The organism is Vibrio barjaei (genome assembly GCF_001639065.2).
In the GTDB taxonomy this organism is placed as follows: domain Bacteria; phylum Pseudomonadota; class Gammaproteobacteria; order Enterobacterales; family Vibrionaceae; genus Vibrio; species Vibrio barjaei.
The window spans coordinates 67,522-80,113 of sequence record NZ_LQXO02000039.1 but is presented as its reverse complement, the minus strand read 5'-3'; the positions used below and the strand labels follow the sequence as shown (position 1 = coordinate 80,113).

The following is a 12,592-nucleotide window of genomic DNA, read 5'->3' as shown; positions in this document are numbered from 1 at the left end:
ATTTCAAAGCAGCAAGTTAAGTTGCCGAATTTGATGGAGAGAACAATGAAAGGTGATATTGGTGTAATTGGTCTGGCGGTAATGGGTCAGAACCTTATCCTAAACATGAATGACCACGGCTTTAAAGTCGTAGCTCACAACCGTACTGCTGCAAAAGTTGACGAGTTTTTGGAAGGTCCAGCAAAAGGCACGAACATTGTCGGTGCATACTCGCTAGAAGAACTAGTTGAGAAACTAGAATCACCACGTAAAGTGATGCTAATGGTACGCGCTGGTGATGTTGTAGATAAGTTCATCGAAGCGCTGGTACCACTACTAGACAAAGGCGACATCATCATTGATGGCGGTAACACAAACTACCCAGACACAAACCGTCGCGTTGCAGAGCTACGTGAAAAAGGTATCCACTTTATCGGTACTGGTGTTTCTGGTGGTGAAGAAGGCGCTCGATTCGGACCTTCAATCATGCCAGGCGGCGCAGTTGAAGCTTGGGAAGCGGTTAAGCCTATCTTCCAAGGTATCTCTGCGAAAACTGACGCTGGTGAGCCTTGCTGTGATTGGGTTGGTAACGACGGCGCAGGTCACTTCGTTAAGATGGTTCACAACGGCATCGAATACGGCGACATGCAGTTGATTACTGAAGCGTACCAGTTCATGAAAGACGGTCTAGGTATGTCTGCAGACGAAATGCAGGCTGTATTCGCAGACTGGAACAAGACAGAACTAGACAGCTACCTAGTAGAAATCACCGCTGACATTCTTGGTTACAAAGATGAAGACGGTGAGCCACTAGTAGAGAAGATCCTTGATACTGCGGGCCAAAAAGGTACGGGTAAATGGACAGGTATCAACGCACTAGACCTTGGTATTCCTCTAACGCTTATCTCTGAGTCTGTATTCTCTCGTTGTCTATCTGCTCTTAAAGACCAACGTGTTGAAGCTGAATCTCTATTCGGCAAGACTATTACTCCAGTAGAAGGCGATAAGCAAGAGTGGGTTGATGCACTGCGCCAAGCACTACTTGCATCTAAGATCATTTCTTACGCTCAAGGTTTCATGCTAATGCGTGAAGCGTCAAACGAGAACGGTTGGGATCTAAACTACGGTAATGTAGCACTGATGTGGCGTGGTGGTTGTATCATCCGTTCTGCATTCCTAGGTAATATTCGTGATGCTTACGAAGCGAACCCAGATATCGCATTCCTAGGTTCAGATGATTACTTCAAAAACATCCTACAAAGCAGCCTAGCGGCATGGCGTAAAGTAGCAGCGAAATCTCTAGAAGCGGGCATCCCAATGCCATGTACGATTTCAGCGCTATCTTTCCTAGACGGTTACACAACAGCACGTCTACCAGCTAACCTGCTTCAAGCTCAACGTGACTACTTTGGTGCTCACACTTATGAGCGTACTGACCGTCCACGTGGTGAGTTCTTCCACACAAACTGGACTGGTACAGGCGGTAACACGGCTTCAACAACTTACGACGTGTAATTCGTTTTTAAACTAATAAAAAGCCTCGCACAGTTCGCGAGGCTTTTTTGTTCCAATAGATTTGCAGTGATAACATAACTATATAGTTTTAGAGCTGACTCACACTTTATGATTCTGAGTTATAGTAAGTTTTAACTTTGACTCTTGCTGGATAAGAGTGTCCACCGAATATATTCAAGGAAAAACTATGTCTCTTTCTATTCCAACTCTTGGCGCTGGTACTTTTCGTTTAAAAGGCGACGATGCTTATAAGTCTGTTGAAATGGCATTAAATGCTGGCTATCGCCACATTGATACCGCTCAGATTTATGGCAATGAAAAAGAAGTGGGGCAAGCGATAGCAGATTCCGGAATTCCTCGTCAGGAGCTTTATATAACCACCAAAATCTGGATGGATAAACTGGGAAAAGACTCATTTATACCGAGCTTACAAGAGAGCTTAAAAGACCTTCAAGTAGACTACGTGGATTTACTTCTTATTCATTGGCCTCTTAAAGATGAAGCAGTATCAATGGAAGAGTATCTTAAAGAACTTAAACAAGCTCAAGATAGTGGACTCGCTCGTCATATTGGCGTATCTAATTTCACTGTTGCTCAAATGAAACAGGCAATCGAAATTTTGGGCGATAACGTGCTTTATACCAACCAGGTTGAAGTTCATCCTTACCTTCAGAATCAACAGGTAGTGGAGTATTGCCGTCAACAAAATATGATTGTGACTGGTTACATGCCATTTGCGTATGGGGATGTACTTAAAGATGGTTCAATAAAACATATTGCCGACAAACATAGAGCGACGCCTGCTCAAATCGTATTGGCTTGGATGGCGAAATCTGGGTTTGTGACGATTCCATCATCGACTAAGCAAGCGAACATCGAGAGTAATTTAGCGTATGTTCACGTTAAATTAGACGATGAAGATATGGAGAGTATCTCGAAACTGGATAGAGGGCATCGATTAGCCAATCCAGACTTCGCTCCTGAGTGGGACTAAGTTTCGACTGGGTGAAAACAAACGTCAGGGTAACCCCTGACGTTTTTCGTTTAACGCGCTTACTTTTTCTTCATCATATTTGCTAAGTCTGCAAACGGATTATGCGTAGCGGCCTGATGGTTATCTTCTCCTGGTTTTACTTCGCTACCGTATAAATCGTGCTCAGTATATTTTGAGTGCTCATGATCATGACAGTACAAACATAGAAGTTCCCAATTACTCCCGTCTTCAGGGTTATTAGTGTGGTCATGATCTTTGTGATGGACCGTTAGCTCTCTCAGGTTTGAATAAACAAACTCCCTAGCGCAGCTTCCACATACCCACGGATAAAGTTTAAGGGCTTTCTCACGGTAATCGCTCTCTTTTCGTGCGTAGGCTGCACTGGTTCCAAAGTAGTCTGAAGACATATCGATCCTTTCATCGTATTAACCGAAACAACTAATGCTGAATGTACCACAATAAAAGTGGGTTCTAACTTGATTTCGGTAGCGTTTATCGCAATGTGTGAAACCCTGAATAAATGCGAGTGAACGTTGTAAACCAGCACGCAGTCCCGAAGACAAAAGCAATGGTAGCAAAATGTTCAGGTAATAAGCATAAAAGAACAAAGCAACCAATGGTCTCGGTGCCTTCGGTAAGGCCACTCATATAATACAAAGATTTATGACGATAAATCGGATTCTCAATACCGCGTTTACCTGCCATCACCGCGAACGCTAAAAAGCTGGTTCCTGTGCCGATAAAAGAGAAAATCAAAAAAGCGCCAGCAATAGCATTCTGCTCAGGGTTGGCAATAACAAAACCAAACGGTATCAATGAGTAGAATAAGAAATCCAAGCTGATATCTAAAAAACCTCCGGCATCTGAAATCCCTTGAATACGTGCTAAAGCGCCATCAAGGCCGTCGCAAATTCGGTTTAATAAAATGAATATCAGAGCGATGGAATACTGCTCAAACGCTAAAGCCGGAAAAGCAAGGCAGCCCAAAGCGAAGCCAAATAATGTAGTTTGGTTGGCTGTTATCCCAAATCGGTTAAGCACTCGTGCCGATTGAGATAACGGCCAGCGAATAACTTTGATACTAATGCTGTCTAACATGCTGCACTCTCCCAAGGCCATTTAAGGACTTGGCTGCCATCAGGAATATCATCCTCATCATGTGTGACCATTAGAGCGGGAATATTGGCACTGCGAAGCTGTTCCACCACCCAATCTCTGAACTGAACGCGCAGCTCTTTGTCGAGTTTACTGAACGGCTCATCAAGCAGGGCTGCCTTTGGTTCTGCAAGTAGCATTCGTGTTAGGCTGATGCGGGCTCGTTGCCCTCCGGATAATTGTTCTGGGTAATGATTGGCCACACCATTAAGTCGGATACTAGCAAGAGCGTTCATGGCGTGCTCTTGCCGCTCAGCGCCTTTAATTCGATTAGGCAGTGCGAACGCAAGGTTCTCCCAGACATTGAGATGAGGGAACAGTAGGTCATCCTGAAACAAAATTCCGACTTGTCTCTTGTGTGGTTCTAGCATGTCGATACGTTTGCCATTGAGTAGAACTTGTCCTTGGTAGACAAACTCCGGCGATAGGTGACCCGCAACGATGTCGAGTAGAGTAGATTTCCCACAACCACTTGGGCCCATCAGCGTCAATATTTCGCCCTGTTTTACGTTGAAACTGCAGTCAGAAAACAGCACCTCACCTTCCTTCTTACGGATGGTGAGGTTTGCCAGCGATAGTGTCATTAAATAAAAGTCCTTTGATCTTAATTCGTCGATAACGAGAGTGAATGCGATTAACCAATACGGCAATAGAGAAAAATAGCAGAGGTAATAATGCTTGGAAGAGAGCATAGATGGCGGTGACTCTGCGATCGAATCCACTCGATAGGGCTACCGCTTCGGTTGTAATAGTGGCAATTCGACCCGCTCCTAATACCAGTGTAGGTAAGTACTGAGCAAGACTCACGCTAATGCCTACTGCCCATGCAAATACCATTGCAGGGAAAAGAAGCGGCAGTTTAACGTGCAGCCATGTATGAATAGGGCTCTTCCCAAGGCTCAGTGATACTTGGGTAAACTTACTATTGAAGCCTCGCCATGGTCCGTCTAGCGCAAGGAAAACAAACGGGAAGGCGAAGAATACATGTGACCAACAAACCCAAAGCAAATAACTCGAGTCACTTAGCAATAGCGTAGTAACTTGCAATCCGAAAAGGATACTTAATTGCGGCAATAGCATGGGAATCGCAATGACGTAACCTGGGATATGTAAGCGATATTTATTGCGATATTCATGCCCTACAACAGCAAGTATGAGAGCAATCGTTGCCGAGATAAGCGCGATGGTTAAGCTTTGCGTCATCACTTCAAAAATACCGTCCCACTCGTATTCCCAAAAACGCAATGTATAGCGGCTTGGCAAGATGTCAGGAAACCGCCAGCGCTGGGCAAATGTCCAAACGACGGTCAGCGGTATCATGGCGGCAACAATGGATACAAGCACTACGAATATTGGTTTGCCGGGAATCCGCAGCGATGTACGACCTGAATATTGCCAGTGATTGCAAACGGCAACGATAAGATGTTCGACAAGGCGAGCGATACCAATCAATACTGAGGCAATCGCAAACAACACCACAGCACCAGCACTGGCGCGGGGAAGTAAGCTCAGGTCGGGGTCATTGAACCATTGCCAAACTAAGACAGCGAAGGTTGGCGGGTTAGTTGGTCCGATAATTAAAGCAACGTCGACCACGGATAAACTGTACGCAATCACTGCGAGCATTGGGAATCGAATTTTAGTAAACCATTGTGGCAGTATGATTTTCCACCAAGCTGCACTTTCTGTGTATCCGAGTGATGTAGCGATACGCAGTGACTCACGGACTCTAAGTTGTCGTAGTATTGGGATGCTCATCAGCAGTATAAACGGCACTTCTTTGAACGCTAGCATCAACGTCAAGCCAACGCCATAAGGATCCTTGACTAGCCAAGCTGAACTGGCAGCGTTTCCACTGAGGTCCATTCCCAAAAGGTCAACTAACGCTCTCGCGCCAAATCCGGTAGGAGAAAACAGAAAAGCAAAACCAATAGCAAAGGCGACGTGAGGCAGAGCAAGTAAAGGAGATAGCGATAGTTCGATTTGTTTCCACCAACGACTGTTCCAACAAGAGGCAGTAATGGCAAAGGATAAGAAGCAGGCGAGATAGCTGCTCAGTATGGCGGAGCTAAACGTTAGCAAAATAGAAGTTTCTACGCCTTGCCATCCAAAGACCTGATTGAATCCGGCTAAATCAAAATGATGCAGACCTAAGGGGGGAATATAACCCAAAGAGGATACCACCACCCCAAGTAAACCAGGTACTGTAGGGAAAATGCAGACAACGACTAAACAGACGTACAGCAGTCTAAGCATAATCTTATTATCTCGTAACGTTAGCTGCCGTAGCGCTTGAGCCACTCTTGCTCAAGGGCGCTTTGCCAGCTTGGGTGAGGTTCGGCAACAGACTTAAATTGCTGAGTTTTCGCCGCACTGCCAGTGAGATATTGCTTGTTGAGTACCGAAGGATCTCCCCAAACTGAAATATCACCTTTTCGCGATTGCGCTTCTGGACTCAGTAAGAAGTTAATGGCAACTAGAGCACCCGCTTTAGCGTTAGCATTCCAAGGGATAGCAAGAAAGTGGATGTTGGATAATGCGCCACTATCCATTGCATACGCAGTAGTGGTCTCGCTAAGGCTACCATTCGCTTGAGCAGAGTAAACAGCGTTTGGATTGAAAGTAATGGCTAGATCAAGTTGACCATCATCTAGCAATTGGATTGTTTCAGCAGTTCCGGCAGGGAATTGTTTACCGCCACGCCATGCAACGTTGTGAAACTCATCCAGATAATCCCAAAGTGGCTTAGTGACGCCTTGAAAGTCAGCCTCTGACACGGGTTTTGCTAGCGCAGGATCGTTATCTGTAAGATCAATTAACAGAGACTTCAAGAAGCTAGTGCCATGAAACTCGGGTGGTTTAGGGTAACTTAACTTATTAGGGAATGCTTTAGCGTAGTTAAGCATCTCCATGTAAGAAGTCGGTGGATTATTGAGAGTTTGTGTATCATGAATAAACACCAGTTGTCCTACTCCCCAAGGTGCTTCGAGCCCTTCAGTTGGTTCTGAAAAGTCGCTGTCAACGGGAAGGGATTTATCGACGTATTGCCAGTTCGGAAGGTTGGAAACAAAAGGTCCATAAAGTAGGGCATTGTCCTTCATGGATTTGAAGTTCTCACCATTGATCCACACCATATCAACACTGCCACCTTCATTTTTCCCCGCTGCTTTTTCTGCGAGTAAACGAGAGCCAGTTTCGGCGATGTCGGTGACTTTTACGTGATTAAAGTTAACGCCATATTGGTCTTTTAATTCTTTACCTGCCCACTGAAGGTAACGGTTAATTTCTTGGCTACCACCCCAAGCGTGAAAATAAACGGTTTGACCATTAGCATCGTCTAGTATGCTATTCCAGTCCATATTGGTTTGGTTTGCGCTCAAAACGGGAAACGATAAAGCTGAGATGGAAAGCGCGAAAGTTGAAAGCACTGCGGATTTAAATCTTTTATTATTCATTCTGTTATCCATTTAATATTGTTTGTGGCGAACCTTGCCTAGTTGTTAATAAATGATACTAAAGGTTGGCCTGTGATAATCAATAGCCTTATCACCATCTATAGAGGTGAGCCTTGAAAAAACCATCAGCCACATAAGACCGAACAGAAAGGAAAGAAATTTCAGCGCGATTAATAAAGTTAATTCCAAGTAATTAGAGATGTCGTTGCTATGTCGACCAACTATCTTGAGTATAGTGTCAAAATTGATCGAGTAGCTGTTGTAGCTCCGTGGTAAATGGAGCTCTACACGAATGAACAAGCTGACCACTTTCCAATACATCGATACGCACATGGGGGCAGTGTAGACAGGAATGAAAGCACCGAATCTCATCCATGATCATATTCACGTGGTAAAACTCGACTTCAACTTGAGCAAAAGGCGTTTGTTCTTGGTCGTTAAACAGCCTTAATTGAGTTGACATATCCATACGCCTTTTTGTTTTTAACTAAGGAATATCTACATGACCGTCAGTGGTTGGAATTCCTTTCAGCCAAACTTACGTAGGGCGTTACTTTTTACTGATCACTCCGTTTCGAATTAGACCTCGCTTAACACTTTGACAAAGTTTGCCGAATCGACGAAGTTCCTCAAAATTAGGAGCGATGCCACGATTTAGAGAGGATTCCCAGTAGCTAACTTCAGTTTCCACTAGTTCCATAAGCTTCTTCGGGCAGCCAATACAGGAGCTCTCAGGACCACAGACGAAAGTGTCTTCAGCGTAGAGAGGAAGCTCTTCTTTTACGGCTTGAATCAATTGTTGAGTTGCTTCAGTCAAGGATGGTTTTACGAGCATTACACAGAACTAAAAAGTGGGACGAGCAGGCATGATAATTGAGCAATTCGAATGACAACATCCTACTAAGGGGTTAATTCATACGGGTGTATATTAGTGTCTCATTTTTGAGCAATTGGTTAATAATGGGTTTGTAAGCGCAGTGAATTAGACTAGTTTGATTCAGTATTAAATGACTAATAAAAATAACAGAGCTGCTTTTCACTCGTCAGTGTTTTGTATTCATTGGCTTGCTTTATGTTATATAACCACTTGATTTACAGCGAGAATGGTATGGATAAATATTCCGCTAAATTTGACCAATCGATTCATCGTCTTTTTGATATCACCCCAATACCCACGGTAGTGACGTCGGTAGATGGTGGGTTGGAGTATACAAACCCTGCTTTGCATGCATTTCTTGGTTATAGTCGGAAAGAACTTATGTCGTCTGAAGTAGTCATAACTCATCCCGAAGACTTGCGCATTAACAAGAAGGTGCGAGCCCAATTGATGGAAAACCCGACGCAGTCGGTCCAAGTCCCCAAACGTTACCTCCACAAAGATGGACATTCTATTCCCGCTTTACTGAACATGGCTGCCGAGGTCGATGAATATGGAAATGCCTGCCGTTTTTTATCACAGATAGTAGATTTATCTGGAGTCCGTCAATCTCAGGCTGCTGAATTGCTGTTAGACCAACTAGTTCAGAAGTCCCATGATGCGATTTATGTTGTTGATAGAGAGTTTGGACAGATTTTAAATTGCAATGAATTGGGATATAAGCGACTCGGGTACACTAAGCAAGAGTTACTAAAGTTAACGGTTCCGGATATCAACCCGATGTTCAGTAAAAATCTAACGTGGGGAGAGCATGTCAGAAACATGAAACAGTCCCCCCACCAGTTTGTTGAGGCCACACATCGGCGCAAGGACGGTAGTGAATTACCCATTGAGGCTAATGTCAGTATGGTCGAATTCAATGGTGAGTACTATCTATTGGCCATAGTTCGGGACATATCAGAGCGCAAGGCTAGGGAGCAACAGGTTATTGAAGCTCAAAACTTGGACCCGCTCACTAATCTTCCAAATCGTAGGTTGTTGAATGCCAAACTCGAATCCGTAGTATCGGAATCCAGCAAACGGCTTGAGAAATTAGCGTTTATGTATCTCGACATAGACAACTTCAAACAGCTTAATGATCATTATGGGCATGCAGTTGGCGATCAAGTTTTGGTTTGTTTGGCGAGTAGGCTCAGAGACTTTACACGCCAGTCAGATCTGGTTGCTCGATTAGGAGGAGACGAATTTTTGATAGTACTTCCTGGTCTGAATAGTCAAGAGCACGTTTTAGGTATAGCGAATCACATTCTTCAGGTAGTTTCACATCCTATTTTGTTGCCTAACGGTGAAGAAATCAAACCCGCATTGAGTTTAGGCGCCACGCTATGCTTTAGTTTTGACTTGGATTTATCAGATGCTATTTCCACCGCTGACAAGGCAATGTATCAAGCGAAAAAGCAAGCAGGCTCCTCTAGCCACTACATAAGCTCGAAGAATTACCCGTTCTGATTGTTACAAAGTATTTTACTCCAATCTAATGTGTCTTCTGCTTCGAGGAGAGAAGAAGCTGTCTATGTCATGAATATGTAGTTTTTGCAAAAACTCTTTATATGTCTATGTCGATGAGGGCTGGTAGTTGTGGGAATGATATATCTTGAGGTCGGTTTATTGGCTCTTTAGACGCTTTGGTGAGCGAAAAATTACAATGGATTCAAAACTGAGGGCAGGTAATAAATTTTACAAAAATTCTGAGCTAACTTGCGAATATTATTCTAGTTTGTGGGTAGGGGGAAAGAAATCTTTCTGCTCCGTGCTGATGCCGATGTTTTAAATGACGAGTTGTCGTCAAGATTCCCTAAATCGGTGGTTAAACGGAGTGCTCACAGAATAAGGAGTTCGTGAGATGAATAAATCTATGTCACTGCTGTTTGCGTCTTTAGCCTTGAGTTCATCGGTGTCTGTCGCGGCGTTGGTGACACCAAACCCACCCACTCTTAACGCTAAAGGCTACGTGCTCATGGACTATCAGTCTGGAGCTATACTCGTGGGAGGCAACCAAGATGCCGCTTTAGCACCAGCCAGTTTAACAAAATTGATGACTGCCTATGTAGTTGGTAAAGAAATAGAAAATGGCCGCACTTCTTGGGATAGCAAAGTAGCGGTAAGTGAGAACGCATGGTCTGTTAAATTTCCAGATTCTTCGAAAATGTTCATTAAGCCAGGTGACAACGTCACGGTCGCAGACTTACTTAGAGGTTTGATCGTTCAATCTGGCAATGACGCGGCGGTCGCATTAGCTGAACATGTTGCTGGTACCGAAAGTGGTTTTGTTGCACTAATGAACCAGTGGGCTGCAAATTTGGGAATGAATAGTACGCAGTTCATTAACTCACATGGACTTGATGGTCAGGGGATTCATACTACGCCAAGTGATATGGCTATTTTGATGCGAAAGATCATCGAAGATGTGCCAAAAGTCTATGACATCTATTCTGAGAAACGTTTTGTATGGGCGGATATTAAACAATACAACCGTAATCGACTGCTATGGGATAACTCTCTTAACGTCGATGGTGGTAAAACAGGATACACCTCCGACGCAGGCTACAGCTTAGTAAGCTCTGCGACACAAGGACAAATGCGTTTGATCTCGGTTGTGATGGGGACGCCGAGTACCCAAACCCGTGTGGAAGCGTCAAGACAGCTTCTCAATTATGGCTTCCGTTTTTATGAGACAGACCAACTCGCCGTAGCGGACGAAAGTGAAGCCAAGATTCGAGTTTGGAAAGGGAAAAACGCCAATATTGATGTAGGATTTGATCATGATGTTTATGCGACTTACCTGCGTGGTAACAGCCGTGGAGTGACGAAGGAAACCGAAATCTACGCACCGTTGGTTGCTCCAGTGAAACAAGGGGATATCATTGGTAATGTCACTTGGCGTGTTGGTAACGATGAAATTGCCTCAGAGCCTCTGATTGCCATGTCTAATGTAGAGCAAGGATCTATTTTTAAACGAGCATGGGACTCTGTTGTTCTTTGGTTTAAGTCGTTGTTCTCTGATACAAAAGGGTTGTGGGAGAGCTAATTCTTTTGAATTAGCTTGAACAGAAGTTCCGGTACTTACTTCTTTGAAAGGTAGGTACCGGAATAAAATAGATGGGCAACTAGTTCATTACTGCCTAATAAGGGGTTTCCTCAACTTCGGCAAATCCTGGAATCACATACGGAGCTTTCATGTAGGTACACCCCATCCATTTGCTTCCGACCTTTTGGCCTCCAATAACCGTCGCTCCAGCTATCATCGGTGGTAGCAACCCGTTAGCTAGCAGTGATTCTGCTCCAATATACTGCGGCATTGGGTCAGGTACCATTGTCATCCCTGTATGCATTTGAGCTGGCACAATAACTTTTAGTATCAGTTTTCCCATAGAAGCTCCTAGAATCGTTACGCAACAAGCTCTAGTGGCAATAATGTCACTATGGAGTCTTGTTTAGGATAAGAGAGAAAACACGACTTTTCCTGTCAACAGACAGAAATGTGAAGTAAATGGGAACCATAAGATTACGCCGTGCAATGTGCCAGTGGTTACATTGCACGGCTGTTTTATTGCTGAGCGTCCAAATTAAGAATAGTGATAGCGTTGGCGACGCTAGTTGCTAGTATGTCTACTGCTCCGGTGCGCAAAGCCCCAACAATAGACAGTGGTTTACTGCTTTCTGCAGCAATGGCGATTACCTGCGGGATTTTTTGGTAGTCAGCGATGGTTAGTCCTATTACACGATTACTCATTTTAGTATCTTGGACGTTGCCTTTGATATCGTAAAAATCATAACCACCGACTTCACCGACCACACCTTGCTGGATTCGTGCTTCGACCATTTCCTGAACTGAAAACCAGCCTAGGTTCACCATATAGCTACTTTCATTTAAATCACCAATCCCGACTAATGCTACATCGGCTTTTTTCGCGATGTCCATTGTTTGCTGAACGGTCTCGTCTTCAAGCAATGCTCTACGTAAATCGGGGTTGCGAACATAAGCAGGAGCGTACAAGGTTTCACTAACGCCACCGAAAGTTTTGGCGAAACGGCGCGAGATATGGTCCGCATTTAGCATGCCACCACGGGGGTGAATACCTCCAATACTAGACACGAACGTACACTTTTTCGGGTTAACTACGCCAATATGCTCAGAGACGGATGAGACGTTACGCCCCTGACCGATGGAGACAATCATGCCGTCCTTTAACGTTGCGGAAAGGTAGGTAGAAACGACACCGGCTAATAGTGCGCGTTGCTCATCTTCGGTTGGTTGATCGAGTGCTATTAAAGCTCGCTTTAAACCAAAGCGTTCTTTGAGTTGCTCCTCGAGCTTAGCGCCAAAAACAGGGTGATACTTGACTTTAATTTCGACAATGCCTTGATCTCGAGCACGTTTGAGCAAGCGCCCTATTTTGACACGTGACAGACCAAAACGTTTTGATATTTCTTCTTGTGTTGCGCCATCTTGATAATAGGCCACAGCAATTTCAGTTAGAAGGTTGGTTTCTTCTGTTTGTTCAATGTTGGTTAAGTCCATTCTGTTCCTTTAAAGGCGTATCACTGCAAGCAATA

At 44.3% G+C, this 12,592-nt stretch carries 13 protein-coding genes; 4 read left to right on the top strand and 9 right to left on the bottom strand.

Going from position 1 to position 12,592, the window contains the following annotated elements:
* Nucleotides 1–45 precede the first annotated feature (45 nt).
* Nucleotides 46–1,494, top strand: a complete 1,449-nt coding sequence (gnd, locus tag AWH66_RS18335) for a decarboxylating NADP(+)-dependent phosphogluconate dehydrogenase (protein ID WP_063603803.1) — start codon at nt 46–48, stop codon at nt 1,492–1,494.
* Nucleotides 1,495–1,681: 187 nt separating this feature from the next.
* Nucleotides 1,682–2,488, top strand: coding sequence for a 2,5-didehydrogluconate reductase DkgB (dkgB, locus tag AWH66_RS18330; RefSeq protein ID WP_063603804.1), 807 nt, complete (start codon nt 1,682–1,684; stop codon nt 2,486–2,488).
* 59 nt (nt 2,489–2,547) lie between these two features.
* On the opposite strand, the gene AWH66_RS18325 is transcribed toward dkgB, so the two are convergent.
* The 7 genes from AWH66_RS18325 to AWH66_RS18295 all read right to left on the bottom strand — a co-directional run bounded on the left by AWH66_RS18325 (nt 2,548) and on the right by AWH66_RS18295 (nt 7,933).
* A complete protein-coding gene (locus tag AWH66_RS18325; RefSeq protein WP_038225812.1) occupies nt 2,548–2,895 on the bottom strand; it encodes a YajD family HNH nuclease in 348 nt (115 codons plus the stop codon).
* Nucleotides 2,896–2,980: 85 nt separating this feature from the next.
* Nucleotides 2,981–3,586, bottom strand: coding sequence for a CDP-alcohol phosphatidyltransferase family protein (locus AWH66_RS18320; protein WP_063603805.1), 606 nt, complete (start codon nt 3,584–3,586; stop codon nt 2,981–2,983).
* Nucleotides 3,580–4,227: an ATP-binding cassette domain-containing protein gene (locus AWH66_RS18315; RefSeq protein WP_063603806.1), complete on the bottom strand. Its 648-nt coding sequence runs from the start codon at nt 4,225–4,227 to the stop codon at nt 3,580–3,582. The genes AWH66_RS18320 and AWH66_RS18315 overlap by 7 nt, the downstream gene beginning before the upstream one ends.
* Nucleotides 4,193–5,899: an ABC transporter permease gene (locus tag AWH66_RS18310; protein ID WP_063603807.1), complete on the bottom strand. Its 1,707-nt coding sequence runs from the start codon at nt 5,897–5,899 to the stop codon at nt 4,193–4,195. Before AWH66_RS18310 ends, AWH66_RS18315 begins: the two co-directional genes overlap by 35 nt.
* A 20-nt stretch (nt 5,900–5,919) precedes the next feature.
* A complete protein-coding gene (locus AWH66_RS18305) occupies nt 5,920–7,098 on the bottom strand; it encodes an ABC transporter substrate-binding protein (protein WP_143081535.1) in 1,179 nt (392 codons plus the stop codon).
* Between the two features lie 238 nt (nt 7,099–7,336).
* Nucleotides 7,337–7,561 carry a hypothetical protein gene (locus AWH66_RS18300; protein WP_063603809.1) on the bottom strand — a complete coding sequence of 75 codons (225 nt, stop codon included), beginning with the start codon at nt 7,559–7,561 and terminating at the stop codon, nt 7,337–7,339.
* Nucleotides 7,562–7,648: 87 nt separating this feature from the next.
* Nucleotides 7,649–7,933, bottom strand: a complete 285-nt coding sequence (locus tag AWH66_RS18295) for a hypothetical protein (protein ID WP_063603810.1) — start codon at nt 7,931–7,933, stop codon at nt 7,649–7,651.
* A 273-nt stretch (nt 7,934–8,206) separates the two neighbouring features.
* Here AWH66_RS18295 and AWH66_RS18290 point away from each other — a divergent pair, with 273 nt between their 5' ends.
* Both AWH66_RS18290 and AWH66_RS18285 read left to right on the top strand, forming a co-directional pair.
* A complete protein-coding gene (locus AWH66_RS18290) occupies nt 8,207–9,484 on the top strand; it encodes a sensor domain-containing diguanylate cyclase (RefSeq protein WP_063603811.1) in 1,278 nt (425 codons plus the stop codon).
* 394 nt (nt 9,485–9,878) lie between these two features.
* Nucleotides 9,879–11,063 (top strand): D-alanyl-D-alanine carboxypeptidase family protein, encoded by a 1,185-nt coding sequence (locus AWH66_RS18285; RefSeq protein ID WP_063603812.1) that lies wholly within the window; start codon nt 9,879–9,881, stop codon nt 11,061–11,063.
* A 94-nt stretch (nt 11,064–11,157) separates the two neighbouring features.
* Here the strand turns inward: AWH66_RS18285 and AWH66_RS18280 are convergent, their stop codons facing one another.
* Both AWH66_RS18280 and AWH66_RS18275 read right to left on the bottom strand, forming a co-directional pair.
* Nucleotides 11,158–11,406 (bottom strand): hypothetical protein, encoded by a 249-nt coding sequence (locus AWH66_RS18280; protein WP_063603813.1) that lies wholly within the window; start codon nt 11,404–11,406, stop codon nt 11,158–11,160.
* Between the two features lie 176 nt (nt 11,407–11,582).
* Nucleotides 11,583–12,557 carry a sugar-binding transcriptional regulator gene (locus AWH66_RS18275; protein ID WP_062457356.1) on the bottom strand — a complete coding sequence of 325 codons (975 nt, stop codon included), beginning with the start codon at nt 12,555–12,557 and terminating at the stop codon, nt 11,583–11,585.
* Nucleotides 12,558–12,592: the final 35 nt, after the last annotated feature.

Bases quoted from the DNA above. Each gene is read 5' to 3' on its own strand.
- gnd (WP_063603803.1), top strand. From the start codon at position 46: ATGAAAGGTGATATTGGTGTAATTGGTCTGGCGGTAATGGGTCAGAAC.
- dkgB (WP_063603804.1), top strand. From the start codon at position 1,682: ATGTCTCTTTCTATTCCAACTCTTGGCGCTGGTACTTTTCGTTTAAAA.
- AWH66_RS18325 (WP_038225812.1), bottom strand. From the start codon at position 2,895: ATGTCTTCAGACTACTTTGGAACCAGTGCAGCCTACGCACGAAAAGAG.
- AWH66_RS18320 (WP_063603805.1), bottom strand. From the start codon at position 3,586: ATGTTAGACAGCATTAGTATCAAAGTTATTCGCTGGCCGTTATCTCAA.
- AWH66_RS18315 (WP_063603806.1), bottom strand. From the start codon at position 4,227: ATGACACTATCGCTGGCAAACCTCACCATCCGTAAGAAGGAAGGTGAG.
- AWH66_RS18310 (WP_063603807.1), bottom strand. From the start codon at position 5,899: ATGCTTAGACTGCTGTACGTCTGTTTAGTCGTTGTCTGCATTTTCCCT.
- AWH66_RS18305 (WP_143081535.1), bottom strand. From the start codon at position 7,098: ATGAATAATAAAAGATTTAAATCCGCAGTGCTTTCAACTTTCGCGCTT.
- AWH66_RS18300 (WP_063603809.1), bottom strand. From the start codon at position 7,561: ATGTCAACTCAATTAAGGCTGTTTAACGACCAAGAACAAACGCCTTTT.
- AWH66_RS18295 (WP_063603810.1), bottom strand. From the start codon at position 7,933: ATGCTCGTAAAACCATCCTTGACTGAAGCAACTCAACAATTGATTCAA.
- AWH66_RS18290 (WP_063603811.1), top strand. From the start codon at position 8,207: ATGGATAAATATTCCGCTAAATTTGACCAATCGATTCATCGTCTTTTT.
- AWH66_RS18285 (WP_063603812.1), top strand. From the start codon at position 9,879: ATGAATAAATCTATGTCACTGCTGTTTGCGTCTTTAGCCTTGAGTTCA.
- AWH66_RS18280 (WP_063603813.1), bottom strand. From the start codon at position 11,406: ATGGGAAAACTGATACTAAAAGTTATTGTGCCAGCTCAAATGCATACA.
- AWH66_RS18275 (WP_062457356.1), bottom strand. From the start codon at position 12,557: ATGGACTTAACCAACATTGAACAAACAGAAGAAACCAACCTTCTAACT.